The following is a 22,727-nucleotide window of genomic DNA, read 5'->3' as shown; positions in this document are numbered from 1 at the left end:
AAAGGCGCGGCAAACCTGCCCGCGCCCTCTTCTGACTGATGTCTGACGTAACGGTTACGCGCTCAGCCAGCCCAGTTTGATCACGAACAGAATCGACAGCACGATCAGCGCAGAATTCAGCTCACGCCAGCGGCCGCTCAGCAGTTTACACAGCGTCCAGGTGATGAAACCAAACGCGATACCGTTGGCGATGGAATAAGTGAACGGCATGGTCAGCGCGGTCACGGTGACCGGTGCGGCGACCGTGATGTCTTTCCAGTCGATTTCAGCCAGACCGGAGGTCATCAGCACCGCGATAAACAGCAGCGCAGGCGCAGTGGCGAAGGCCGGAACGCTGCCTGCCAGTGGTGCGAAGAACAGGCTCAGCAGAAACAGGATGGCAACCACAATCGCAGTCAGACCGGTACGGCCACCGGCGCTGACGCCCGCCGCCGATTCGATATAACTGGTGGTGGTTGATGTGCCGAGCAGCGAACCGAACAGCGCAGCGGCGCTGTCAGCCACCAGCGCACGGCCCATTTTCGGGATGTTGCCATCTTCGTCTGCCAGACCGGCACGTTTGGTCACGCCAATCAGGGTACCGGAGTTATCAAACACATCCACAAACAGGAAGGCGAAGATCACGCTAATCAGCGAAACGTTGAATGCGCCTTTGATGTCCAGTTGCATAAAGGTCGGCGCAATAGACGGCGGCATCGACATAATCCCGCCGAAAGCTGAATAGCCCAGCGCGATCGCCAGCACGGTAACCGCCAGCACGCCGATCAGCACCGCACCGGTGACTTTTCGCGCTTCCAGCACCACGATCAGGATAAAGCCCAGCATCGCGAACAGCGGGCCCGGTTTCGTCAAATCACCCAACCCCACCAGCGTGGCCGGGTTCGCGATCACGATACCGGCATTTTCCAGCGCAATCAGCGCCAGGAATAAACCAATACCTGCGGCAATGGCCGAACGCAGCGGCAGCGGAATACTGCGGATAATCCACTCGCGGATTTTAAAGATAGATAACGCGAAGAAAATACAGGCGGAAAGGAAAACGGCACCCAACGCAATCTGCCACGTGTAACCCATATGCAGAACCACGGTGTAGGTGAAAAAGGCGTTTAACCCCATGCCCGGCGCCAGCGCGATCGGGTAGTTGGCGATAAAGCCCATCAGTGCGGAACCGATTGCGGCAGCAAGACAGGTTGCCACGAATACCGAGCCTTTATCCATCCCCGTCGCGCCCAAAATAGACGGGTTAACAAACAGAATATAGGCCATTGCTAAAAACGTAGTCAGTCCTGCCACAATCTCAGTCCGCACGTTAGTGCGGTGAGCTTTTAACTTAAATAGTTTTTCTAACATGAGAAGGAATCTCTTGGTCGCATGATCACTTTTGATCTGGCGATCAAATAGCGCACGCTTGTTATTAGTGTTGTTATTCAAAACACGCCCGCGCGCCCGCAGTGAGGATGCCACAATTCGCCCCACTGCCTGATACTGATAGCGGAACACGAGCTGAAAACGTGTTTTGACGAACCCTGTCATTGCCACTTTGCACATAAAACAACCTGAGGACATTGTTTTATAAAGGGGCATCGCACAATCTAGGAAAAATGAGTGATGCAGTCCATAATAGATATCTCACTTATTCACTGCATAAATTAGTACACCCATGTCGCCATTCTCCCGTTTTTCGCAATATTTTACCGAGGTCGCCCGAACAGGAAGTTTGCGCAAAGCGGCGGAAGTGCTGCACGTCTCGGCTTCAGCCATCAACCGGCAAATTTTACAGGCCGAACAGACGCTGGAAACCCCGCTGTTTGAACGGCTTCCAACCGGGCTGAAACTGACGTCGGCGGGTGAAATCTTGTTCGATGACATTCGCCGCTGGCGAAAAGAATTTTCCCGCACGCGTGAAAGGTTTGATGAAATCCAGGGATTACGGCGCGGTCACGTCACGATTTCGATGATTGCTGCGCTGAGCGAAGGCATGGTCGCAGAACTGATTGCCGACGTCGGCAAGGAACACCCTTATCTGACCTTTGATATCCGCATTGAAGACAGCCGCAATATCAGCGAACAGGTGAGTTCCGCAGAAGTGGATTTCGGTTTGTTGCTTGATCCGGTGGAACATACCGGGCTGGAAGTACGGGCGTTTGCTGAACTGCCGATCGGCATCGCCATGCCGGTCGGGCATGAACTGTCTCATCAGACGTCGCTGTCGTTCAGCGATATCGCCGCTTACCGGCAGATCATTCCGTCTGAGCCGCTCATGGTCAATGCCCGCGCCAAACTGCTGTACAACCGTTATCAGCTGCTGGAAACGCCGTCGATCGTCTGTAATGACGTACGTATGATGCGCGAACTTATCCGCAAAGGTGCCGGGGTCGGCGTGTTGAGTTTGTTAGATGTCCTGCCCGATTTGCAGGAACAGCGGCTGGCGTTTGTGCCGTTGCAGGGCCGTACCGCCAAACCGCTGACGCTGGCTTTGTGCGTCGCCCCGCGCAGGCAACTTTCCCGCGCGGCGCAAATGGTGATTCAGAAAGTCATCGTCATGATGGAGCAGTTAACGCATTAAGCGGCTTTCCAGCCGGAAATAATAATCAGCATTCCCGCCAGCGCCACGCAGGCCCCCAGCCAGTCAGTGGTGCTGAGTTTCACGCCATCCACGAAGCGCAGCCACAGCATCGCCGTCATCACGTACACGCCGCCGTAGGCCGCATACACCCTGCCGCTGGCCGCCGGATGCAGCGTGAGCAGCCAGACAAAAGCCGCCAGGCTGAGCGCCGCAGGGAATAAAAGCCATGCGCTGCCGCCTTTGCGTAACCAGAGATAAGGCAAAAAACAGCCGATAATTTCCGCCAGCGCCGTCGCAAAGAACAGTAAAGAAGTTTTGAGCATCATATTTGTCAGGTTTACAGTCCGTAGTTCAATCACAAATCAATGAGTTCACTGTCAGAGGATGACGTCATTGAGCGGGATGTTATAATTGATATATTCGCCTGAGCGATGTGTAAAAATAAAAGGATGAGCTAATGAATACAACGTTTATGTCCCGACTGACCCGCAGCGTATTGCCGGTTGCCTTGCTGGTCATGACAGCGGGCTGGCAGGCCCCTGCACTGGCAGCCACCAACTGCGCGGGCGGAACCTGTGTCTTTGGCGGTACCGGCAATGATGCCATGACCAACGAAGAAGCACGTCAGAGCAAAGAACAGTGGAATGAAACTCAGCGCCTGCGCGCCATGAAAAACCAGCGCAACGAGAAAGATTTCTCCAAGTACGACAACTCGGTGGATCTGCGCGACAAGTGCGAAGCCAGCCAGAATATTAATGCCTACTGGGAACCGAACACCGAGCGCTGCCTCGATCGCCGGACCGGTCGTCAGTTAATGGCGCCGTAATCTGCTAAACTCATTGATACGTTGATTTTCATAAAAGGAATGAATGATGAAAAAGACACTTTTAGCCGGTCTTGCGGTGGTCATGCTGGCCCCCCTCGTCGCACAAGCTTCCTGTGAAAGCGTGAAGGCAGATATTACGTCGAAAATCGTTGCAAACGGTTTGCCGGAGTCCGGCTTCAAACTGGACATCGTACCTAACGATCAGGCAGATCAGGCCGGCGGACAGGTGGTCGGGCATTGCGGAAACGACAGCCAGAAGATCATCTACACCAAAACCGCGGACGCGGGCGATGAGACAGCCTCAAGCCCTAAAACCGGCACCAGCCAGGACTCTCAGTAGTCTTCGGCAGCACCGGCCAGACGATGTCGGGCTGATGAGCGCTAACCGCGTCATCCCCTGACACCGAAATACCCTGGGGAGCTTCTGCTCCCCTGATTCCTTTTCTCCCCCCCCTTAATTTCTCACACGCGACCACTCACCCGGCAAACAGCTGATCGTATACGTGCTGAAGATGCCTGCTCATTCGCGCTTTGGCACCCGCGCCGTCACGCGCCAGAATCGAATCCAAAATTCCCTGATGATCCGCGTTCATCTCACGCGCAAAATCCACCTCGGTATAGTGGCTTTCAAGCCGCATAAACCGGCGCGACTGACGCTTATCCCACAGGTATCCCATCATATCGTGCAGCACTTCGTTGCCGGTCATTTCGCTGATCATCAGATGGAAACGGCGGTCGGCTTCGAGGAAAGCGTCATTATTGGCGTTCAGCTCGTTAAGCTCGCGGGCAATCTCTTTGAGTTTCGCGCGCTGGTCGTCAGTGCCGTTGATGGCCGCCAGTTCTGCGGTCATGGCTTCATAAATCTGACGCGCTTTCACTAATGATTGCAGGCTGAACTCTTCTTCTGCGGGCGCGGCGTGAACCACCGGCGAGCCGTCCGGCAGGGGATTGCTGACGTACACCCCGTTTCCGGTACGAATTTCCACCCAGCCGGTGATCTCCAGCGCAATCAGCGCTTCACGAATAGAGGAGCGGCTGACGCCCAGTTGTTTGGAGAGATCGCGCTCCGAAGGGATCATCGCCCCCGGCAGAAATTGCCCGGTCTTAATACAGTTAATCAGGACATTAGAAATCTGGCGATACAGCCGTTCGACTTTCAGTGTAGGTAATTCCATTGTTTTCTCCGTGCTGGTGCTGAATCCCAGATTTGTTATCCCGATCACATTAATCATCGGTTTGATGCTGAATCATATGTTGGTCTGATGGCCTGACCAGCAGACCACCGGACCATGCCGTGCACTAAGATTGAACTTATCACCGGCCATGCGTCAACTACATTGGCAAGCATCAGTAAAATAATTAAGGAAATCAGATGGAACAGACATGGCGTTGGTACGGCCCGAAAGACCCGGTATCGCTTGATGATGTGCGTCAGGCTGGCGCAACCGGCGTGGTCACCGCCCTGCACCATATTCCGAACGGCGAAGTGTGGCCGGTTGAGGAGATCAAAAAACGTCAGGCTGAGGTGGAAGCGAAAGGTCTGGTGTGGTCGGTGGTAGAAAGTATTCCGGTGCATGAAGAGATCAAAACCCGCAGCGGCAACGTTGAGCAGCACATTGCCAACTACCAGCAGTCAATCCGTAACCTCGCGGCCTGTGGCATCGACACCGTCTGCTACAACTTCATGCCGGTTCTGGACTGGACGCGTACCGATCTCGGTTATCTCCTGCCGGACGGTTCCCGCGCATTGCGTTTCGATCACATCGCTTTTGCCGCCTTCGAATTACACCTTTTGCAACGTGAAGGGGCGACATCCTCTTACAGCGCTGAAGAGCAAAAACAGGCTGCTGATTATTTCGCGGCGATGACTCAGGCAGAAAAAGACACCCTGGTCGCCAACATTATTGCCGGTCTGCCGGGCGCGGAAGAAGGCTACACGCTGGAACAGTTCCGCGCGCGTCTGGCAACTTACGACGGGATCGACAAAGCGAAGCTGCGTGAAAACATGGCGCATTTCCTGCGCAGTATTGTGCCGGTGGCAGAGGAATGCGGATTGAGTCTGGCGGTTCATCCTGACGATCCTCCGCGCCCTATTCTCGGCCTTCCGCGCATTGTCTCCACCATTGAAGATATGCAGTGGCTGAAAGACACGGCAGACAGCATCCATAACGGTTTCTGTTTCTGCACCGGTTCTTACGGCGTGCGTGAGGACAATGATTTAGTGAAGATGATGACCACCTTCGCCGATCGCGTTCACTTCATTCATCTGCGCGCGACGCAGCGTGAAGAGGTACCGGGAAGTTTCCATGAGGCCGACCATCTGGACGGTGACGTGGATATGGTCGCGGTGATCAAAGCCATTCTGACCGAAGAGCAAACCCGCCGCCGTGCCGGAAATCAGCGCGCTATTCCGATGCGCCCGGATCACGGCCATCAGATGCTGGATGATTTGAACAAGAAGACCAATCCGGGTTATTCCGCTATTGGCCGTTTACGCGGACTGGCGGAACTCAGAGGGGTTGAACGGGCACTGAAAGTCAGTTTCTTCACAGAGTAAGCCATCTCCGGCTGCGCACGCGTTAACTGCCAACATCGTCTTAACTGCGCCACCCTCCCCTTCATCACCGGGGAGGTTATGCGCACCTTCTCTCAGACCCTCAGATCAGAAATTCAGACCGGCTTCGTTACCGTATTGCGGCTGTGCGGCCAGCGGCGGCGCGACGGTCAGCGTGATCCAGTTCGAGGTTACTTTCTGCGATTGACTGTCTTCCACCGTAACGGATAAGCGATAGCTGTTACTCGCGCCCGGCGACTCATCCCACGGCGGCACAATCACACTCCAGCCATCGGCATTGCGGTTATTGGCTGGCGGCGTCAGGCTCAGCGCCTGGGTATCGCCCTGCCAGCTCAGCGCCACGACAGAATTCAGTGCGCGTAATTGCAGTTTCAGCGGAACCGTTTCCCCCGGCTGTAACGTCCACGGCGGCGTGGCGAGGAAGACCGACAGGGTTTTGCGCTGCTTAAACTCCATCACCGGCATATTATTACGATCGACCATCGCCATCCGGCTGCCGCGCAGCGAGTTCGCCGCCGCCACATTGCGCGCCGACAACTGCTGATCCAGCGGAACGCCGAGACGATAGTTAAGCGTCAGTTTCACCAGATCCTGATTATCGCCATCCTGACCGGCCTGATGCTCGGCCATTACGGTCACCAGCGGCACCGGCGTGTAATTCAGCCCGAATGACACCGCCGACGGATTGCTCTGTCGCGTGCCGTTACCGAACAAATCCACCTGGTTACCGAAATACTGCTCATAACTGAGCGATGCCCCAAGCTGGCGATAAAACGGCAAATACCCTTTGGTGGTGATGTCATACCCGCGCGCCTGACGACGCTGCTGGGCGGAGGTGCGGCTGTCCGCTTTATACGAGGAGATCGGGTGATAATAGTTGGTGGAGAGACGCAGATAGTCTGACCAGGCTTCCGCCCCCAGACTGCCGCGCGTGAGCTGATGATCGAAATCGTTATCGATGAACGCGTTGTAGCCCAGCATCCACGCGCCGGTGTTGATACGCTGTCCGACGCCGAAATTCCCAACCGTAGCATCGCTCGCACTCTGCAAACCGATCTGGCTGTACACCAGATTATTATCGGTATTGTACAGCGGGCTGAAAAGCTGCCCGGAGCTGCCGTCAAGATTATGCCCGGTCATATCCAGCGTGGTGCTGACGGTGCCGAGCGGTGACAGTAAACTGTTGGTTTCTTTCTGCACCAGCTTCGCCGCCTGACCCAGCGCCAGATTTTCTGCCTGCAGGCGCAACGGATCGTCGCTGTCTGCCGTGGTGGTGCCAAGCTCTTTGAGGGTCGTCGCCAGTTGCTTTTCGGTTGCGGTCGGGCCGGAAGCACTTTTGATGTACTGGCTGCCCAGGCTCGGCAAAGCCGCAGGCTGAGCGCCGCCGCCGGTATTGAAGGCTGACTGCTGGTCACTGGCGGGAAGGAAGCCGGAAAGATCGTAACTGAGGTTAAGGGCGGCGGAATTGCTTTCAGCCGGGTCTGCCGTCAGCGCAAAGGCGCCGACAGCATAAAAAGTCCCTGCCCCGGCGATAAGCACGGAAAGACAGGAAGGTCCCGAACGCTTCAATAAATATGAAAAAAAATCTGTGACGTTTGTCATGCCTTGCACATTTTGCCAGTGAGAGGTGATCTTAGCTGACAGGCAGCATATTTCAACCCTCAGGCCACGAAAGGCCACATCAGACTTCCCGTCCTGATGACCGCGACGGATTATCCCCATGAACTTAACGTTTAAAATGTAAACATTCGTCAATTAATCGTCTAAAATTACAACATAAAAAACCATTCACACACATTTCATAACATTTTTAACATTCATTCTATTTATCCTTACCCGGATTTATCACTTATCCTTAGCATGTTAACGATTATCACAACGCCACCCGACTGCTTTTGCAGCGCGTTGCTGATAGCACGCCTGACCGCCCTCTGTAGCGATTTTCTATAACAAACAGGGAACATAAATGAGCAAAAAAACCTTGCCCGGGGTAACCCGTCGGCAAATTCTCTCGTTCACGGCCGCCTCCGCAGTGCTGGGCGCCGCCAAAGCCGCCAATGCGGTGACGCTCAAAGGTACGCCCGTGTGGAGCCCCTTCGACGCCAGCCCGCCTCCACAGATTGAAACCGACGGCTGGGTGTTTTTCACCGATGCCGAAGCCGCCACACTGGAAGCCATTGTTGACCGTCTGGTACCCGCCGACGATCTGAGCGTGGGCGGAAAAGACGCCGGTTGTGCCGTGTTTATCGATCGCCAGATGGCCGGTTTCTACGGCACCTATGCCCGTCTTTATATGGAAGGCCCTTTCCAGGAAGGCACGCCGGAACAAGGCGATCAGTCACCGCTGGTTCCGCAGCAGCGCTACCGCCTCGGTCTGGCTGCGCTGAACAAACTGACCCAGTCACAGCATCAGAAGTTGTTCAAAGATCTGCCCGGCGACCAGCAGGACCAGATTTTGTCCGGTCTGGAAAGCGGAAAAATCGCTCTCGATGGGATCGATTCCAAACTGTTCTTCGCCATTGTGCTGAAAAACACCATGGAAGGATTCTTTGCCGACCCGATTTATGGCGGCAACCGCAACATGGTGTCGTGGAAAATGCTGGGCTTCCCCGGCGCACGTTATGACTACCGTGAATATGTCGGCAAACATAACCAGAAACTCGATCTGGAACCGCTGAGCATTTCAGGCGGCGACGCGTGGAAAATGAAGAGCTAAGGGCAGAACACTATTATGGCAAAGAAATTACCCAAAACTGACGTGGTGGTGATCGGACTCGGCTGGGCCGGTTCCATCATCGCCAATGAATTGTGCGACGAAGGTCTGAACGTGGTGGCGATTGAACGCGGCCCGTGGCGCGATACCGCACGCGATTTTAACGTGGCCACAGTGACCGACGAACTGCGTTACAACTCCCGTCAGGAACTGATGTTACGCACGCGCCAGAACACCATCACCATCCGCAACAACCCGGCGCAAACCGCGTTACCGATGCGCGAATGGGGTTCATTCCATCCGGGGAACGGCACCGGCGGCGCAGGCAACCACTGGGCAGGGATCACTTTTCGCTTCCAGCCGGATGAATTCCGCCTGAAAAGCCACCTCACCGAACGTTACGGCGCAAACGCCATCCCGGAAGAGCTGGTGTTGCAGGACTGGGGCACCGACTGGGATGAGATGGAGCCGCATTACGCCTCTTTCGAACGTCTGGCCGGGGTTTCCGGTAAAGCCAGCAACGTGAAAGGCGAACATCATGACGGCGGTAACCCGTATGAAGGGATGCGCTCGATTGAGTACCCGACCCGCCCGATGGATCAGCCTTATGGCCCGACGCTGTTCGCCGAAGCTGCGCGCAACATGGGTTACAAAGCCTTCCCGGTGCCCTCTTCACTGATTTCCGAGCCTTACACCAACCCGCTCGGCGTGAAAATGGGGCCATGCACGTACTGCGGTTTCTGCACCAACTACGGCTGCGCGAACTACTCGAAAGCCAGCGCGATCACGACCGTTTTACCGGCGCTTGTCCGCAAAGAGAATTTCGAAGCGCGCACCAACTGCGAAGTGATGCAGGTCCTGACCGACTCCACCGGCAAACGTGCCACCGGCGTTATCTACATTGATTCCTCCGGCGACGAGTGGGAACAACCCGCCGATCTGGTGATTGTCAGCGCGTTTACCTTCGAAAACGTCCGGCTGATGCTGCTTTCCGGCATCGGCAAGCCTTACGATCCGGTAAGCCTGAGCGGCACCACGGGCCGTAATTACGCCTATCAGACCGCCAACGGCGTGCAGCTGTTCTTCGACGATAAAAACTTTAACCCGTTCATCGGCGCAGGCGCGGTCGGCATGGGTATTGACGATTTCAACAACGATAACTTCGACCACAGCGGGTTGGGTTTCTTCGGCGGCGGCAGCATCCGCGTCACGCCAATTGGTGGCGCACCCATCGGTTATCGCCCGGTTCCGCCGGGAACACCGAAATGGGGCAGCGAGTGGAAAAAGGCGACCGTCGCCAACTACCTCAGCTCAATGTCGATCGGTTGTGAGGCCAGCAGCTACACCACCAAAACCAACTATCTGTCGCTTGATCCGAACTACAAAGATCGCCTTGGCCGTCCGCTGCTGCGCGTAACGTTCGACTTCCCGGAAAACGATCTGAAAATGGCGGCGTATTGCACCGGCAAAGTGGCGGAAATCGCCAAAGCGATGAATCCGCGCCAGCTGGTGGCAAACCCGATGAAAGGCCACTGGAACGGCACGCCGTATCAGTCTTCCCACGTTGTCGGCGGTTTCGTGATGGGTGCGGATCCGTCCACCAGTTCGGTGAACAAACACCTGCAGGTCTGGGATGTGCCTAATCTGTTCGTGGTCGGCGCCTCTGCCTTCCCGCAGAATCCGGGTTACAACCCGACCGGCACCGTCGGCGCGCTGGCCTTCAAAGCGGCTCACGCGATCCGTAATTTCTATCTGAAAAAGCCGGGAGAGATGATTGCATGAAAAAGTTAACCTCCTTCTCACTCGGTTTACTGGCACTGAGCGTTTCAGGGCTGGCCCATGCCGCCGGTGACGGATCGTTCGAGCAGGTGGAACGCGGGCGTTATCTGGCGACGGTCGGCGACTGCGCCGCCTGCCATACCGCTTCCACGCCGGATGCCAAACCCTTCGCCGGTGGCGTGCCAATTGAAACGCCGTTTGGCCGTTTAGTGGGCGCAAACATCACGCCGGATCCGGAAACAGGTATCGGTAAATGGAGCTTCGACGACTTCCAGCGCGCGATGTCTGAAGGGATCGGCCACGGTGGCAAACGCCTGTACGGCGCGATGCCGTTTACCGCTTACACCAAAGTGACCCGTGAAGATAACGCCGCCATCTGGGCTTATCTGCAAACCCTGCAACCGGTGCATCACGAAGTTGAAACCAACCAGCTGCCGTTCCCGTTCAACGTGCGTACCAGCCTGATGGGCTGGAACTGGCTGAACTTCAACAAAGGCGAATTCAGGCCGCAGATGGATAAATCCGCAGAATGGAATCGCGGGGCATACATTGTTGAAGGTTTAGGTCACTGCGGCACCTGCCATACGCCGAAAAACATGATTGGTGGTGACAAGGACAGTGAATTCCTGCAAGGCGCCGTGGTTGAAAACTGGGTCGCGCCGGACATCACCACCAACAAGCACACCGGCGTGGGCAACTGGACGCAGGAAGACCTGATGCAATATCTGAAAACCGGTGTAAACCGTTTCGATATCGCCTCCGGACCGATGGCGGAAGAGGTGACCAATTCGTCACAGCACTGGACGGATGCGGATCTGAAAGCCGTGGCGGTTTATCTCAAAGACAGCGGTCATGACAGCGGGAATAACGCGCCGGCGCCGGTGAAAGCCGATGACAGCGCGATGGTCGCCGGGAAACACATCTATGCCGACCGCTGTTCTGCGTGCCACACGCCGGACGGTAAAGGCCAGGAGGGTCTGTTCCCGCGTCTGGCGGATTCTGCGCTGATTAACCAGACCAATGCCACCTCGCTTATCCACGTTGTGCTGGCGGGCAGCAGGCCGGTGGCGACGGACAGCAAACCTACCGCGCCGTCAATGCCATCGTTTGACGCAAACATGAGCGATGCGGACGTGGCGAACGTGCTGACCTACATCCGTAACAGCTGGGGCAACGCGGCTGCGCCAGTGGCAGCGTCAGACGTGAAAGATGTGCGGGAAACGCTGAAGAAATAAACGTGCTGTTCTGAAAATGACAAAGGCCGCACTCGCGGCCTTTCTTTTTTGTCATGTCTTCGTCACTGAACTGTTACAAACTGTGAAATCAGTGCTGCGGCGGCATCTGCATAATTTGTACAAAAAGATGATCGTTATTCTGGCTGAGCTGTACCAGATGTTTGCACTCAACCTTAATTGCCGTGAGCTGATCGTCTGTCAGGGAATACGGTAAATTAATATCGATGTTGTACATGCCCTGCTGCTCCGCCAGTTCAATCAGACGGACAATATTCGTCTCGTCGCTGACCTGGGTAGAAACGACCTGCAACGCCAGCGCCCGCAAGGATTCTTGCTTCGAGTTATCTTTTTGAGAACGGGATTTTAACACCATGCCAAAGAACGGCATCACACCATAAATGGCGTCAACGAAACTCCATTTCTTTTTACAGGATGCGGACAAATATTCCATGTAGTCAAAGGACGCTTTTTGACTACGCGCATCGGGTACCAGGCGGTTTTCATTCATCCCCTCTTCCTCTTCCTGGTCAGGGCCTGTTCAATTGAACGTCTGAAGGCGTACTCGGCGATATTGAGCAAATCAATGCATATAGACACGATTATTCACCTGTATAATGGCATAGTTCACCGACACTTTTCCAGTCAGTTCAGGCGCTTTCACACAGTGACTGTAGCAGGCCGAAAGTGCGGAGACTGAAAATTCAGACTTAGTCGACAGAATCGCCTGAATTGTGGAATGCGTGCCGCAAGAGTCATTGCCGCCCATAGCGTCGGACGCGCGCTCACGCTATGCTAATCACCGGATTTTTAACAGCAGCAACCTAATGAATAAAATCGTTTTTGTAGAAGATGATGCTGAAGTCGGCAACCTGATTGCCGCCTATCTGGGCAAACATGATATCGACGTGCTGGTTGAACCCCGCGGCGATACGGCGCAGGCAAGAATTGAGAAAGAAAAACCCGATCTGGTCCTGCTCGACATCATGCTTCCCGGCAAAGATGGCATGACGTTATGCCGTGATTTGCGCCCGGTCTTTCCCGGCCCGATCGTGTTGCTGACGTCACTGGACAGCGACATGAATCATATTTTATCGCTGGAAATGGGCGCGAGTGATTACATCCTGAAAACCACACCGCCCGCGGTGCTGCTGGCGCGTCTGCGTCTGCACCTGCGACAGAATCCGTCGCCGTCCTCGCAAAGCGAACAGCCGGTTCAGACGCTGACCAGCGGTAACGCCCTGCACTTCGGCCAGCTGTGTATCGATCCGGTGAACCGGCAGGTCACGCTGGTGGATGAAACCATCGTGCTCTCAACCTCTGATTTCGATCTGTTGTGGGAACTGGCGACGCACGCCGGACGCATTATGGATCGCGAAGCCTTGCTGAAAAATCTGCGCGGCGTCAGCTATGACGGGCTGGATCGCAGCATCGACGTGGCGATTTCACGCCTTCGTCGCAAACTGTACGACAACACGCTTGAACCTTTTCGCATTAAAACGGTGCGCAATAAAGGCTATCTGTTTGCCCCGAACGCCTGGGAGTCTCTTCAGGAATGAGAAAGCTTTTCGTCCAGTTCTTTCTGTTACTGCTGGTCTGCTTTATGGTCATGGCGATGCTGGTCGGCCTGGTGTACAAAGTCACCGCCGAACGCACAGGCCGTCAGTCCATGAATGACCTGATGAAAAGCTCGCTGTACCTGATGCGCAGCGAACTCAGGGAAATCCCCATTAAAGACTGGAACAAGACCATCAATACGCTGGATCTTAACCTGTCTTTCAAATTACATATCGAGCCGCTCGGTAAACGTAAACTCAGCCCCGAACTGGACAAACGGTTAAAAGAAGGCGAAATCATCGCACTCGACGATGAATATACCTTCATCCAGCGCGTTCCCCGCAGCCATTACGTTCTGGTGGTCGGCCCGATCCCCTATCTGTTTTACATGCACGAAATGCGACTGCTTGATCTCGCGCTGCTGATGATCATTGGTCTGTCGCTGGCGTTGCCGGTTTTCCTGTGGATGCGCCCGCACTGGCAGGATTTACTGCGTCTGGAGAACTCGGCGCTGCGCCTCGGTAACGGCCACCTGGATGAACGGGTGAATTTTGATTCAGCCTCCAGCCTGACCCGCGTTGGCGTGGCGTTCAACCAGATGGCGGATAACATCAGCACGTTGATCGCCAGTAAAAAACAGCTGATCGACGGCATCGCCCACGAACTGCGTACCCCGCTGGTGCGCCTGCGCTACCGTCTGGCGATCAGCGAAAACCTGCCAGAGTCGGAACAAAACGCCATCAATCGGGACATCGGCCAGCTCGAAGCGCTGATTGATGAACTGCTGACTTACGCCCGCCTCGACCGCCCGCAGGTCGCGCTGCATCTGGAAAAAGTGAATCTGGCCGACTGGCTGGAAGACAAAGTGGATGATTTCCGCCTGATCAACGCGCAGAGAACAGTGGCTTTTGAGGCGCCGCAAAACATCGATTTCGGCGGCGTGGATTTACGTCTGATGGAGCGCGTGCTGGATAACCTGGTTAACAACGGTTTGCGCTACTCGCAGAAAATGATCCGCATCAGCCTGTGGCTCGATGGCGAAACGGCCTGTCTGCAAGTTGAAGATGACGGCCCCGGCATACCGCCGGAAGAACGCCTGCGCGTATTCGAACCCTTTGTCCGCCTGGATCCGAGCCGCGATCGCGCCACCGGCGGCTGCGGGCTGGGGCTGGCAATTGTGCACTCCATTGCCGTCGCGTATCAGGGGCGCGTCGCCGTCGACAGCAGCACGCTCGGCGGTGCCAGTATGCGTTTCAGCTGGCCGGTAAAACCCACTTTCAATCTGGTTGTCGAACAACCAGACCAATACCATGAAGGGAGCTAATAATGACCATCGCGTATAAAAAATTGCACGACACCTTCGCCCGTTTATCCCGTTTCGGCCATTTATCTGCGATTGCCGGTTGGGATGCCGCGGCCATGATGCCGCCCCAGGGCGGGCAGGCACGTTCAGAAGCGCTGGCGGAACTGAGCGTTCTGACGCATCAGATCCTGACCGCAAAGCAGGTCGGTGAATGGCTGGAACAGGCGGGTGGCGAGCAACTCAATGACGTTGAGCAGGCTAACCTGCGCGAAATGCGTCGCCAGTATCAGCAGGCGGCCCTGCTGCCGGAAAGCCTGGTGCAGGCAAAATCACTGGCCGGTGCCCGCTGCGAGCAGGCATGGCGCATTCAGCGTAAATCCAACGACTGGGAAGGTTTCTCTGAGAACCTGAAAGAAGTGGTGAAACTGAGCCGTCAGGAAGCGCAGTTCCGTGCCGAAGCCGCCGGGATCAGCCGCTATGACGCCCTGCTCGATTTATACGAACCGGGCATGACATCGCAAAAGCTCGATACCCTGTTTGGTGATCTGAAAACATGGTTGCCGGATCTGTTGCAGACCGTGGTGGAAAAACAGAAATCAGAAAGCCGTATCACACCGCAGGGGCCGTTTGATATCGAGAAGCAGCGCCAGCTCGGCCTGAAAGTGATGGATCGTCTCGGTTTTAATTTCGACGCCGGTCGTCTTGACGTCAGCGCCCACCCGTTCTGCGGCGGCGTGCCTCAGGATGTGCGCATCACCACGCGCTATAACCAGGACGAATTCCTCAGTGCCATGATGGGCGTTATCCATGAAACCGGTCATGCGCGTTATGAGCAAAACTTGCCAAAAGAGTGGCTCGGCCAGCCGGTATCCAATGCGCGTTCGATGGGCGTTCACGAATCCCAAAGCCTGTTGTTTGAAATGCAACTCGGTTGCAGCGAACCATTCCTGAAATCCGTGTATCCGCTGGTTATCGAGCAGTTCGGCGAGCGTCCGGGTCTGGATGAACGCAACTTCATGACGCTGAACCAGCGCGTACAGCCAGGCTTTATCCGCGTGGATGCTGACGAACTGAGTTATCCGGCACACGTGATCCTGCGCTACGAGATCGAAAAAGCGCTGATGGAAGGCGACATTGAAGTCGATGATATTCCAGCCTTGTGGAACAGCAAGATGAAGGAGTATCTGGGCATCGATACCGTCGGCAATTACCGCGACGGCTGTATGCAGGACATCCACTGGACCGACGGCGGTTTCGGCTACTTCCCGACGTACACGCTGGGCGCAATGTACGCCGCGCAACTGTTCCAGACCGCCAACACCGCCATTCCGACCTTGCAGGCTGACATCGCACGCGGCGACCTGACGGCGCTGTTCCAGTGGTTGCAGCAAAATATCTGGCAGCACGGCAGCCGTTTTACCACTGACCAGCTGATGACCAATGCCACCGGCGAAACCCTGAATCCGGCATTCTTCCGGGCGCATCTGGAGAGCAGATACCTGTAAGTATTGGGTGGGGGTCCACTTTAACTTCAACTTCAACTTCAAGGTCGTGGGCGTCGGCCCACACCGACTTGGGGGGCGGCATATCGCCGCCGCCCCCCAAGACCCCCCGGGCTCTTTAACTGCGCTCTCGCAGGCAGGCTATGTTTCAGAAACTCCTCAACTTTAACCTCAACTTCAACTTCAAGGTCAAGGTCGTGGGCCCCGGCCCACACCGGGTTAAGGGGCGTAAACGCGCCCCTTAACAATCCTGCGTTTTTTTAACTGCGCGCTGTCGCTCGCGGGCTATGTTTCAGACACTCCGGCTATTGCCGCAAACGCCGCCGCTTCGCGGTACTCTCATTTCAGGTTCGAACCCGCTCGGAAAAAACCTCGCGGTTTCTCACCGTTCATTCGACGTCGTTTTGAGTGCGGCCAATGGCTTTTTTAAAGTCAAAACGATGTGTTTGATTCTGCTTTCCTCCTTCCACATCGCAGGAGCAGAAAAATATTTGTTTTACATAGCCTTTGGCCGCGCTCAAAAATCACGCTGGAGGGAGTGGTGGAAAACCGCGCGTCTGTTTGCGCGGGTTGTAACCCGAGCGGAGGGCACCGCGCAGCGGCGGGATTTTGCGGCAATAGCCGGAGCCGCTGGAATATAGCCAGCGAGCGGCAGCGCGCAGTGAAAGAGCCCGGGGGGTCTTGGGGGGCGGCGGCGATATGCCGCCCCCCAAGTCGGTGTGGGCCGACGCCCACGACCTTGAACTTGAACTTGAACTTAACCTAAAAACCCCACCCCACCGCCCTCACCACCCTAACTCCTTGATTTTATTAATCAGCCCCGTTGTACATTCCGTTACACGCCGATACCAATCACTCACGGACAACATGATCCCTTACGCCTATTATTCTTTCACCGGCCCCGCAGTGGGGTGGACACTTAAACAAAAATTCTGAGGAATTAAAGATGAAAAAAGTATTAGCTCTGGTTGTTGCCGCTGCAATGGGTCTGTCTTCTGTCGCTTTTGCTGCTGAAACTACAGCAACACCTGCACCTGCTGCTTCAACTACAACAGCAGCTCCGGCACCTGCTACCAAGCACGTTGCTAAACACAAAACTCACAAGAAAGTAGCCCAGAAAGCGCAGGCTGCTAAAAAACACAAAAAACACGCTAAGAAAGCAGCGCCAGTTGCTCAGAAAGCGCAGGCCGCTAAAAAACACGTGAAACACGCTAAGAAAGCAGCGCCAGTTGCTCAGAAAGCGCAGGCTGCTAAAAAACACGTGAAACACGCTAAAAAAGCAGCGCCGGTTGCTCAGAAAGCGCAGGCTGCTAAAAAACACGTAAAACATGCTAAGAAAGCCGCTCCTGCTGCAAAAGCAACACCAGCTGCATAAGATGTACTAAGAAGTCTTTGTGAGCGTATCCACTCACCATTATCAAGACTGAAGAGTTAACACCCGGTTCGCCGGGTGTTTTTTTCTCCGGTTTCTATCTTGAGGTACTGATGGAAGATGCTGCGCCGCTACCTGTTCGAAATCACCCTGTGCTCTCTGATCCTCTGCGGTCTGATCACCTTGTTCTTCTACTTCTGAAGTGTTTATACCCGCGAAGATGACGCTCGTTATCTGCTCAAAAGATTGAATTATCATACAAAAATAGCCACCATCAATGATAACCGTCTATAATCGTTCAATAATAACGGGTTCTTGGGTTCTCCCTGTTTTCAAGGTCAGAATGTTATGCGCATCGCGTTACCGCTGTTTTTGTGCTTTTTCTGTTTTACCGCCAGTTCCCTTGTCCATGCAGACTCCCCGGATGATGCAGACGATGACGCACCTGCTATCTCTGTTAAAGAAAAAACTGCCCTGTTCTTTGGTCATGACCAGCGCCAGCCTGTGGCTGCCTCGTCGCACTGGCCCTGGCAGGCTATCGGACAGATAGAAACCGCCAGCGGTAATTTATGTACCGCGACCCTGATTTCAAAACACCTTGTGCTGACCGCCGGCCATTGCGTTCTCGCGCCTCCGGGCAACATCGATAAAGTCGTCGCCCTGCGTTTTATTTCCCATAATCAGAAATGGCGTTATCAGATCACCGCGTTGCAAACGCTGGTGGATCCTAAACTGGGTAAGAAACTCAAAGCCGATGGCGAAGGCTGGATTGTGCCACCGAAAGCGGCACCTTTTGATTTTGCGTTGATCCGCCTGACTGACGAGAAGCTGGCGCTGCCGATCAAACCCCTGCCGTTGTGGAGTGGATCGCGCGACGATCTGACCGCCCTGCTTAAACAGGAAGGCCGGAAAGTGACGCAGGCAGGGTATCCGGAAGATCATCTGGATGATTTGTACGTCCATCAGGATTGTCAGGTCACCGGATGGGCGCAGCCAGGCGTGTTGTCGCACCGCTGTGACACGCTTCCGGGTGACAGCGGTTCGCCGTTATTGATAAAAAATGCCGACGGCTGGTCACTGGTGGCGATCCAAAGCTCGGCGCCCGCCGCGCAGGACCGCTATCTGGCCGATAACCGCGCACTGGCCGTTCCGGCCATCCGCGATGCCCTGAGCACGCTCTCTTCCGGGGTGATCAGCGCGAGCACAACGCCAGCGCAATAAGCCATACGCTCTGCAGAAATAAAAAAGCCGCCGGTTGTTCAACGGACAACCGGCGGCTTTTTATTGCGCACGAAAATGAATTACACCAGCTGCTCCATGGTCTGCAAAATCCGTTTATCTGAGATCGGATACGGTGTGCCGAGTTGCTGCGCAAAATAGCTGACGCGCAGTTCCTCTATCATCCAGCGCACTTCCTTCACGTCTTCACTCTGCTGGCGCACCGGCGGCAATTTATTCAGCCACTGCTGCCACTTTTTCTCAATACTCTCGACTTTCAGCATCTGCGCCCGGTCACGATGCGGATCCATCGCCAGTTTGTCCATCCGGCGCTCGATAGCATTGAGATAACGCAGGGTATCCGGCAGACGTTTCCAGCCGTTTTGCGTCACGAAACCACGGTAAATCAGGCCGGACATCTGCGCTTTGATATCTGAAAGCGCCAGCGCCAGGCTGATATCAATACGACCTTTCAGCCGTTTATTGATGTTGAAAACAGTCGTCAGGATCTGCTCGACCTGAATGGCAATCTGCACCACGGCTTCATTCAGGTTAGCGCGAACGTGCTCATGTAATTTGGCGAAATCCTCTTCGCGCCACACCAGCCCGCCGGACTCAGCGATCAGTTTGTCGATGCCGCAGGAAATGCAGTCGTCGATCAGATCCAGCACTTTGCCGTACGGGTTGAAATACAGCCCCAGCTTGGCTTTATTCGGCAACTTATCGTGCAGATATTTGATGGGTGAAGGAATATTCAGCAGCAGCAGGCGGCGCATGCCGCCCCACATTGCCTGTTGCTGTTCCAGTTCGCTGTCAAATAATCGGATGGCGATACTGTCTTTTTCATCAACAATCGCCGGATAGGCTTTCACCTCATACCCGCCGCGCTTCTGTTCGTAACGCTCGGGCAGCGTGCCAAAACTCCAGACATGCAAGTCACGCTGTTCGATACCGTCGTCGGCGACGGCGGAAAGTGTCTGCTGCACCTGCTCTTTCAGGCCGGCTTTCAGCGCCGTCAGGTCTTTGCTTTCACGCAGTGTTTTGTTTTTGTCATCAACAATGCGGAACGTCATTTTGAGATGATCGGGCACCTGATCCAGTTGCCAGTCTTCACGTGACAACGTCACGCCACTCATCTTACGCAGCTCTTTTTCCATCGCATCCAGCAACGGCATCTCAAAAGGTTTGATGCGCCCCATCAGGGCATCCGCGTAGTTTGGCGCGGGAACAAAGTTACGGCGTAACGGCTTCGGCAATGACTTGATCAGTGCCATGATAAGCTCCCGGCGAATGCCGGGGATCTGCCAGTCAAAGCCCTGTTCGCTGACCTGATTAAGCAGCGGCAGCGGGATATGCACCGTGACCCCGTCGGCATCGGTGCCCGGCTCAAACTGATAAGTGACGCGCAGTTTGATGTTGCCCTGATGCCAGAAGTTCGGGTAATCATGGGCGCTGATATTGCCTGCGCCCTCTTTGATCAGCATGCTTTTTTCGAAGTTGAGGCTGTCCTGCGGCTGTGTTTTCCACCAGGTATCAAAATGCCGGCCTGAAACCACTTCCATGCCAATACGCTGCTCGTAGAACAGGAACAACGTCTCTTCATCCACCAGAATATCGCGGCGGCGGGATTTGTGTTCCAGCTCTTCGACCTCAGAACGCAGACGCAGGTTGGCGCGGAAGAACGCGTGACGCGTCTGCCAGTCGCCTTCCACCAGGGCATGGCGGATAAAGAGTTCGCGCGACACCACGGGATCGATGGTGCCGTAATTGACGCTGCGCGCCGCCACAATCGGCAGGCCGTACAGCGTCACTTTCTCCGTCGCCATCACCGCGCCCTGGGCTTTCTCCCAGTGCGGTTCGCTGTAACTGCTCTTCGCCAGATGCTTCGCCAGCGGTTCGATCCATTCCGGTTCGATACGTGCAGCAATGCGCCCCCACAGGCGGCTGGTTTCCACCAGCTCGGCGACCATCACCCATTTTGGCGGCTTCTTGAACAAACCGGAGCCAGGGAACACCGCAAACCGGGCGTTGCGCGCACCGGTATACTCTTGTTTATCCACATCTTTCTGGCCGATATGCGACAGCAAACCGGTCAGCAGCGAACAGTGAATTTCGCGATACTCTGCCGGTTCGCTGTTCACCGGCAGCCCGAGCTCTTTCACCACCTGACGCAGCTGGGTGTAGATGTCCTGCCACTCGCGTACCCGCAAATAGTTCAGAAAATCGCTGCGGCACAGCTTACGGAACTGCGCCGAGGTCAGCTCTTTTTGCTGCACTTTCAGGTGATCCCACAAATTGACGAACGCCTGGAAATCAGAGTCTTTATCGGCAAAGCGGCGATGTTTCTCATCAGACGCCTGCTGTTTGTCCATCGGGCGCTCACGCGGATCCTGAATCGACAGCGCCGAGGTGATGATCATCACTTCGCGCACGCAGCCGTTTTTCTGCGCTTCAAGCACCATGCGCGCCAGACGCGGATCCACCGGCAACTGCGCCAGCTGACGACCGAGCGGGGTCAGGGTGTAACGGCCATCGACGGCATTATTGATGGCGTTCAGCTCTTCCAGCAGACGCACGCCGTCCTGAATATTGCGCTTATCCGGCGCTTCGACGAACGGGAATGCGGCGATATCGCCCAGCCCGAGCGAGGTCATTTGTAAAATAACGGACGCCAGATTGGTGCGCAGAATTTCGGGGTCGGTAAATTCAGGGCGCGACAGGAAATCCATCTCAGAATAGAGACGGATACAAATCCCTTCCGAGACACGGCCACAGCGGCCTTTACGCTGGTTGGCGGAGGCCTGTGAGACGGGTTCAATCGGCAGGCGCTGCACTTTGGTGCGGAAACTGTAGCGGCTGATACGCGCAGTGCCGGGGTCAATCACATACTTGATGCCGGGCACGGTCAGCGAGGTTTCGGCGACGTTAGTTGCCAGCACGATGCGCCGGCCCGTGTGCGACTGGAAAACGCGGTTCTGCTCGCTGTTCGACAGCCGCGCATACAGCGGCAAAATCTCGGTGTGCGGTAAATCCAGCCGGTTCAGCGCATCGGCGGTATCACGGATTTCACGCTCACCGCTCATGAAAATCAGGATGTCGCCCATGCTTTCGCGGCCAAGCTCATCGACGGCATCAAAAATCGCCTGCAGCTGATCGCGGTCCACATCGTCAGCGTCATCGACAATCGGCCGGTAACGCACGTCAACCGGATAGGTACGGCCTGACACTTCAATGATCGGCGCGTTGTTAAAATGACGTGAGAAGCGCTGCGGATCGATGGTGGCCGAGGTAATGATGACTTTCAGATCCGGGCGTTTGGGCAACAACTGACGCAGATAACCGAGAATGAAATCGATGTTCAGGCTGCGCTCATGCGCTTCATCGATGATCAGCGTGTCGTATTGCATCAGCATGCGATCCTGCTGGATTTCGGCCAGCAGAATACCGTCAGTCATCAGTTTGACCAGCGTGTTGTCACCGACCTGATCGGTAAAGCGGACTTTATAGCCGACCGTGTTGCCAAGCGTGGTGTCCAGCTCATCGGCAATACGGTTCGCCACCGTACGCGCCGCCAGACGTCGCGGCTGGGTGTGGCCGATCACGCCTTTTATCCCGCGCCCGAGCTCCATGCAGATTTTTGGGATCTGCGTGGTTTTACCGGAACCGGTTTCCCCGGCAACGATCACCACCTGATGGTCGCGAATGGCGTTAAAGATATCGTCTTTCTTCTGACTGACCGGCAGATTTTGCGGATAGCTGATTTTTGGTCGTGATGCTTCGCGGGAGCTGACTTTTTTCAGGCTCTCAGTGATCGCGTTTTGGATTTCAGCACTTAATGCCTCGAGGGCTTCAGGCTTGTTGATCTTGTTGGCACCCTGCAAACGACGTTGCAGGCGTTGCCGGTCACGTAGCATCAGCCCGTCTAACTGCGCTGATAGTGCCGCGAGCGGTGATTTCACGTTCGGAATTCCTTGTTACATGTCTGCTGACGGGGATCAGAGATGCCGTCAACTGAATCTGAATGGGTGATGAGGAAGGGCCACGCCTTACCTGCCTGGCGCTATGTTAGCACAAGGTGTTGAAC

General features: G+C 55.3%; 19 protein-coding genes. 13 read left to right on the top strand and 6 right to left on the bottom strand.

The genetic code is table 11. The features are described from left to right. Positions 1–54: 54 nt before the first annotated feature. Positions 55–1,350, bottom strand: a complete 1,296-nt coding sequence (locus ED901_RS05705) for an NCS2 family permease (protein WP_056771944.1) — start codon at positions 1,348–1,350, stop codon at positions 55–57. A gap of 310 nt (positions 1,351–1,660) precedes the next feature. Here ED901_RS05705 and ED901_RS05700 point away from each other — a divergent pair, with 310 nt between their 5' ends. Continuing rightward, entirely contained in the window at positions 1,661–2,566 is a 906-nt protein-coding gene (locus tag ED901_RS05700) for a LysR family transcriptional regulator (protein ID WP_056770472.1), read from the top strand. On the opposite strand, the gene ED901_RS05695 is transcribed toward ED901_RS05700, so the two are convergent. Further along, positions 2,563–2,889, bottom strand: a complete 327-nt coding sequence (locus tag ED901_RS05695; protein WP_122095260.1) for a YnfA family protein — start codon at positions 2,887–2,889, stop codon at positions 2,563–2,565. The genes ED901_RS05700 and ED901_RS05695 overlap by 4 nt on opposite strands. Before the next feature lie 134 nt (positions 2,890–3,023). On the opposite strand from ED901_RS05695, the gene ED901_RS05690 reads away from it, so the two are divergent. Then, positions 3,024–3,392, top strand: coding sequence for a DUF1283 family protein (locus ED901_RS05690; RefSeq protein ID WP_056770469.1), 369 nt, complete (start codon positions 3,024–3,026; stop codon positions 3,390–3,392). 46 nt (positions 3,393–3,438) lie between these two features. Beyond that, positions 3,439–3,732, top strand: a complete 294-nt coding sequence (locus ED901_RS05685) for a DUF1161 domain-containing protein (RefSeq protein ID WP_056770466.1) — start codon at positions 3,439–3,441, stop codon at positions 3,730–3,732. A gap of 136 nt (positions 3,733–3,868) precedes the next feature. Here ED901_RS05685 and ED901_RS05680 read toward each other — a convergent pair whose 3' ends face one another. Next, on the bottom strand, positions 3,869–4,567 hold the full coding sequence (locus ED901_RS05680; RefSeq protein WP_122095629.1) for a FadR/GntR family transcriptional regulator: 699 nt from the start codon (positions 4,565–4,567) through the stop codon (positions 3,869–3,871). A gap of 197 nt (positions 4,568–4,764) precedes the next feature. On the opposite strand from ED901_RS05680, the gene uxuA reads away from it, so the two are divergent. Further along, on the top strand, positions 4,765–5,949 hold the full coding sequence (gene uxuA / locus ED901_RS05675) for a mannonate dehydratase (RefSeq protein WP_122095259.1): 1,185 nt from the start codon (positions 4,765–4,767) through the stop codon (positions 5,947–5,949). Positions 5,950–6,054: 105 nt separating this feature from the next. Here the strand turns inward: uxuA and ED901_RS05670 are convergent, their stop codons facing one another. Continuing rightward, positions 6,055–7,569 (bottom strand): YchO/YchP family invasin, encoded by a 1,515-nt coding sequence (locus ED901_RS05670; RefSeq protein ID WP_122095258.1) that lies wholly within the window; start codon positions 7,567–7,569, stop codon positions 6,055–6,057. 364 nt (positions 7,570–7,933) lie between these two features. Between ED901_RS05670 and ED901_RS05665 the strand changes: the two genes are divergently transcribed. From ED901_RS05665 to ED901_RS05655, 3 genes are read left to right on the top strand one after another with little or no spacing between them, the layout of a single operon-like run. Further along, positions 7,934–8,683: a gluconate 2-dehydrogenase subunit 3 family protein gene (locus tag ED901_RS05665; RefSeq protein ID WP_056770454.1), complete on the top strand. Its 750-nt coding sequence runs from the start codon at positions 7,934–7,936 to the stop codon at positions 8,681–8,683. A gap of 15 nt (positions 8,684–8,698) precedes the next feature. Next, positions 8,699–10,462 carry a GMC family oxidoreductase gene (locus tag ED901_RS05660; protein ID WP_122095257.1) on the top strand — a complete coding sequence of 588 codons (1,764 nt, stop codon included), beginning with the start codon at positions 8,699–8,701 and terminating at the stop codon, positions 10,460–10,462. Continuing rightward, positions 10,459–11,694 (top strand): cytochrome c, encoded by a 1,236-nt coding sequence (locus tag ED901_RS05655; protein ID WP_056770450.1) that lies wholly within the window; start codon positions 10,459–10,461, stop codon positions 11,692–11,694. Before ED901_RS05660 ends, ED901_RS05655 begins: the two co-directional genes overlap by 4 nt. Before the next feature lie 88 nt (positions 11,695–11,782). Here ED901_RS05655 and ED901_RS05650 read toward each other — a convergent pair whose 3' ends face one another. Beyond that, positions 11,783–12,202, bottom strand: a complete 420-nt coding sequence (locus ED901_RS05650) for a hypothetical protein (RefSeq protein ID WP_056770448.1) — start codon at positions 12,200–12,202, stop codon at positions 11,783–11,785. Positions 12,203–12,518: 316 nt separating this feature from the next. Between ED901_RS05650 and rstA the strand changes: the two genes are divergently transcribed. The 6 genes from rstA to ED901_RS05625 all read left to right on the top strand — a co-directional run bounded on the left by rstA (position 12,519) and on the right by ED901_RS05625 (position 18,646). After that, on the top strand, positions 12,519–13,250 hold the full coding sequence (rstA, locus tag ED901_RS05645) for a two-component system response regulator RstA (protein WP_056770445.1): 732 nt from the start codon (positions 12,519–12,521) through the stop codon (positions 13,248–13,250). Beyond that, positions 13,247–14,572 carry a two-component system sensor histidine kinase RstB gene (rstB, locus tag ED901_RS05640; protein ID WP_056770441.1) on the top strand — a complete coding sequence of 442 codons (1,326 nt, stop codon included), beginning with the start codon at positions 13,247–13,249 and terminating at the stop codon, positions 14,570–14,572. Before rstA ends, rstB begins: the two co-directional genes overlap by 4 nt. A 2-nt stretch (positions 14,573–14,574) precedes the next feature. After that, positions 14,575–16,056, top strand: coding sequence for a carboxypeptidase M32 (locus tag ED901_RS05635; protein ID WP_122095256.1), 1,482 nt, complete (start codon positions 14,575–14,577; stop codon positions 16,054–16,056). Between the two features lie 284 nt (positions 16,057–16,340). Next, positions 16,341–16,694: a hypothetical protein gene (locus tag ED901_RS25045; RefSeq protein WP_162997816.1), complete on the top strand. Its 354-nt coding sequence runs from the start codon at positions 16,341–16,343 to the stop codon at positions 16,692–16,694. A gap of 305 nt (positions 16,695–16,999) precedes the next feature. Next, positions 17,000–17,428 (top strand): acid resistance repetitive basic protein Asr, encoded by a 429-nt coding sequence (asr, locus tag ED901_RS05630; protein WP_056770436.1) that lies wholly within the window; start codon positions 17,000–17,002, stop codon positions 17,426–17,428. A gap of 345 nt (positions 17,429–17,773) precedes the next feature. Next, complete coding sequence (locus ED901_RS05625) at positions 17,774–18,646, top strand: serine protease (RefSeq protein ID WP_122095255.1); 873 nt, start codon at positions 17,774–17,776, stop codon at positions 18,644–18,646. Between the two features lie 80 nt (positions 18,647–18,726). On the opposite strand, the gene hrpA is transcribed toward ED901_RS05625, so the two are convergent. Next, positions 18,727–22,602, bottom strand: coding sequence for an ATP-dependent RNA helicase HrpA (gene hrpA / locus ED901_RS05620; RefSeq protein WP_122095254.1), 3,876 nt, complete (start codon positions 22,600–22,602; stop codon positions 18,727–18,729). Between the last annotated feature and the right edge of the window lie 125 nt (positions 22,603–22,727).

This window comes from Rahnella sp. Larv3_ips (assembly GCF_003697865.1).
Classification (GTDB): domain Bacteria; phylum Pseudomonadota; class Gammaproteobacteria; order Enterobacterales; family Enterobacteriaceae; genus Rahnella; species Rahnella rivi.
The sequence above is the reverse complement of the archived record's forward strand: the minus strand, read 5'-3'. Positions and strand labels throughout refer to the sequence as shown.

Coding starts and splice junctions, on each gene's coding strand:
- ED901_RS05665 (WP_056770454.1), top strand. CDS start 7,934: ATGAGCAAAAAAACCTTGCCCGGGGTAACCCGTCGGCAAATTCTCTCG.
- ED901_RS05680 (WP_122095629.1), bottom strand. CDS start 4,567: ATGGAATTACCTACACTGAAAGTCGAACGGCTGTATCGCCAGATTTCT.
- ED901_RS05635 (WP_122095256.1), top strand. CDS start 14,575: ATGACCATCGCGTATAAAAAATTGCACGACACCTTCGCCCGTTTATCC.
- uxuA (WP_122095259.1), top strand. CDS start 4,765: ATGGAACAGACATGGCGTTGGTACGGCCCGAAAGACCCGGTATCGCTT.
- ED901_RS05700 (WP_056770472.1), top strand. CDS start 1,661: ATGTCGCCATTCTCCCGTTTTTCGCAATATTTTACCGAGGTCGCCCGA.
- ED901_RS25045 (WP_162997816.1), top strand. CDS start 16,341: ATGTTTCAGACACTCCGGCTATTGCCGCAAACGCCGCCGCTTCGCGGT.
- ED901_RS05685 (WP_056770466.1), top strand. CDS start 3,439: ATGAAAAAGACACTTTTAGCCGGTCTTGCGGTGGTCATGCTGGCCCCC.
- ED901_RS05650 (WP_056770448.1), bottom strand. CDS start 12,202: ATGAATGAAAACCGCCTGGTACCCGATGCGCGTAGTCAAAAAGCGTCC.
- ED901_RS05670 (WP_122095258.1), bottom strand. CDS start 7,569: ATGACAAACGTCACAGATTTTTTTTCATATTTATTGAAGCGTTCGGGA.
- ED901_RS05655 (WP_056770450.1), top strand. CDS start 10,459: ATGAAAAAGTTAACCTCCTTCTCACTCGGTTTACTGGCACTGAGCGTT.
- ED901_RS05660 (WP_122095257.1), top strand. CDS start 8,699: ATGGCAAAGAAATTACCCAAAACTGACGTGGTGGTGATCGGACTCGGC.
- ED901_RS05690 (WP_056770469.1), top strand. CDS start 3,024: ATGAATACAACGTTTATGTCCCGACTGACCCGCAGCGTATTGCCGGTT.
- ED901_RS05705 (WP_056771944.1), bottom strand. CDS start 1,350: ATGTTAGAAAAACTATTTAAGTTAAAAGCTCACCGCACTAACGTGCGG.
- asr (WP_056770436.1), top strand. CDS start 17,000: ATGAAAAAAGTATTAGCTCTGGTTGTTGCCGCTGCAATGGGTCTGTCT.
- rstB (WP_056770441.1), top strand. CDS start 13,247: ATGAGAAAGCTTTTCGTCCAGTTCTTTCTGTTACTGCTGGTCTGCTTT.
- rstA (WP_056770445.1), top strand. CDS start 12,519: ATGAATAAAATCGTTTTTGTAGAAGATGATGCTGAAGTCGGCAACCTG.
- ED901_RS05695 (WP_122095260.1), bottom strand. CDS start 2,889: ATGCTCAAAACTTCTTTACTGTTCTTTGCGACGGCGCTGGCGGAAATT.
- ED901_RS05625 (WP_122095255.1), top strand. CDS start 17,774: ATGCGCATCGCGTTACCGCTGTTTTTGTGCTTTTTCTGTTTTACCGCC.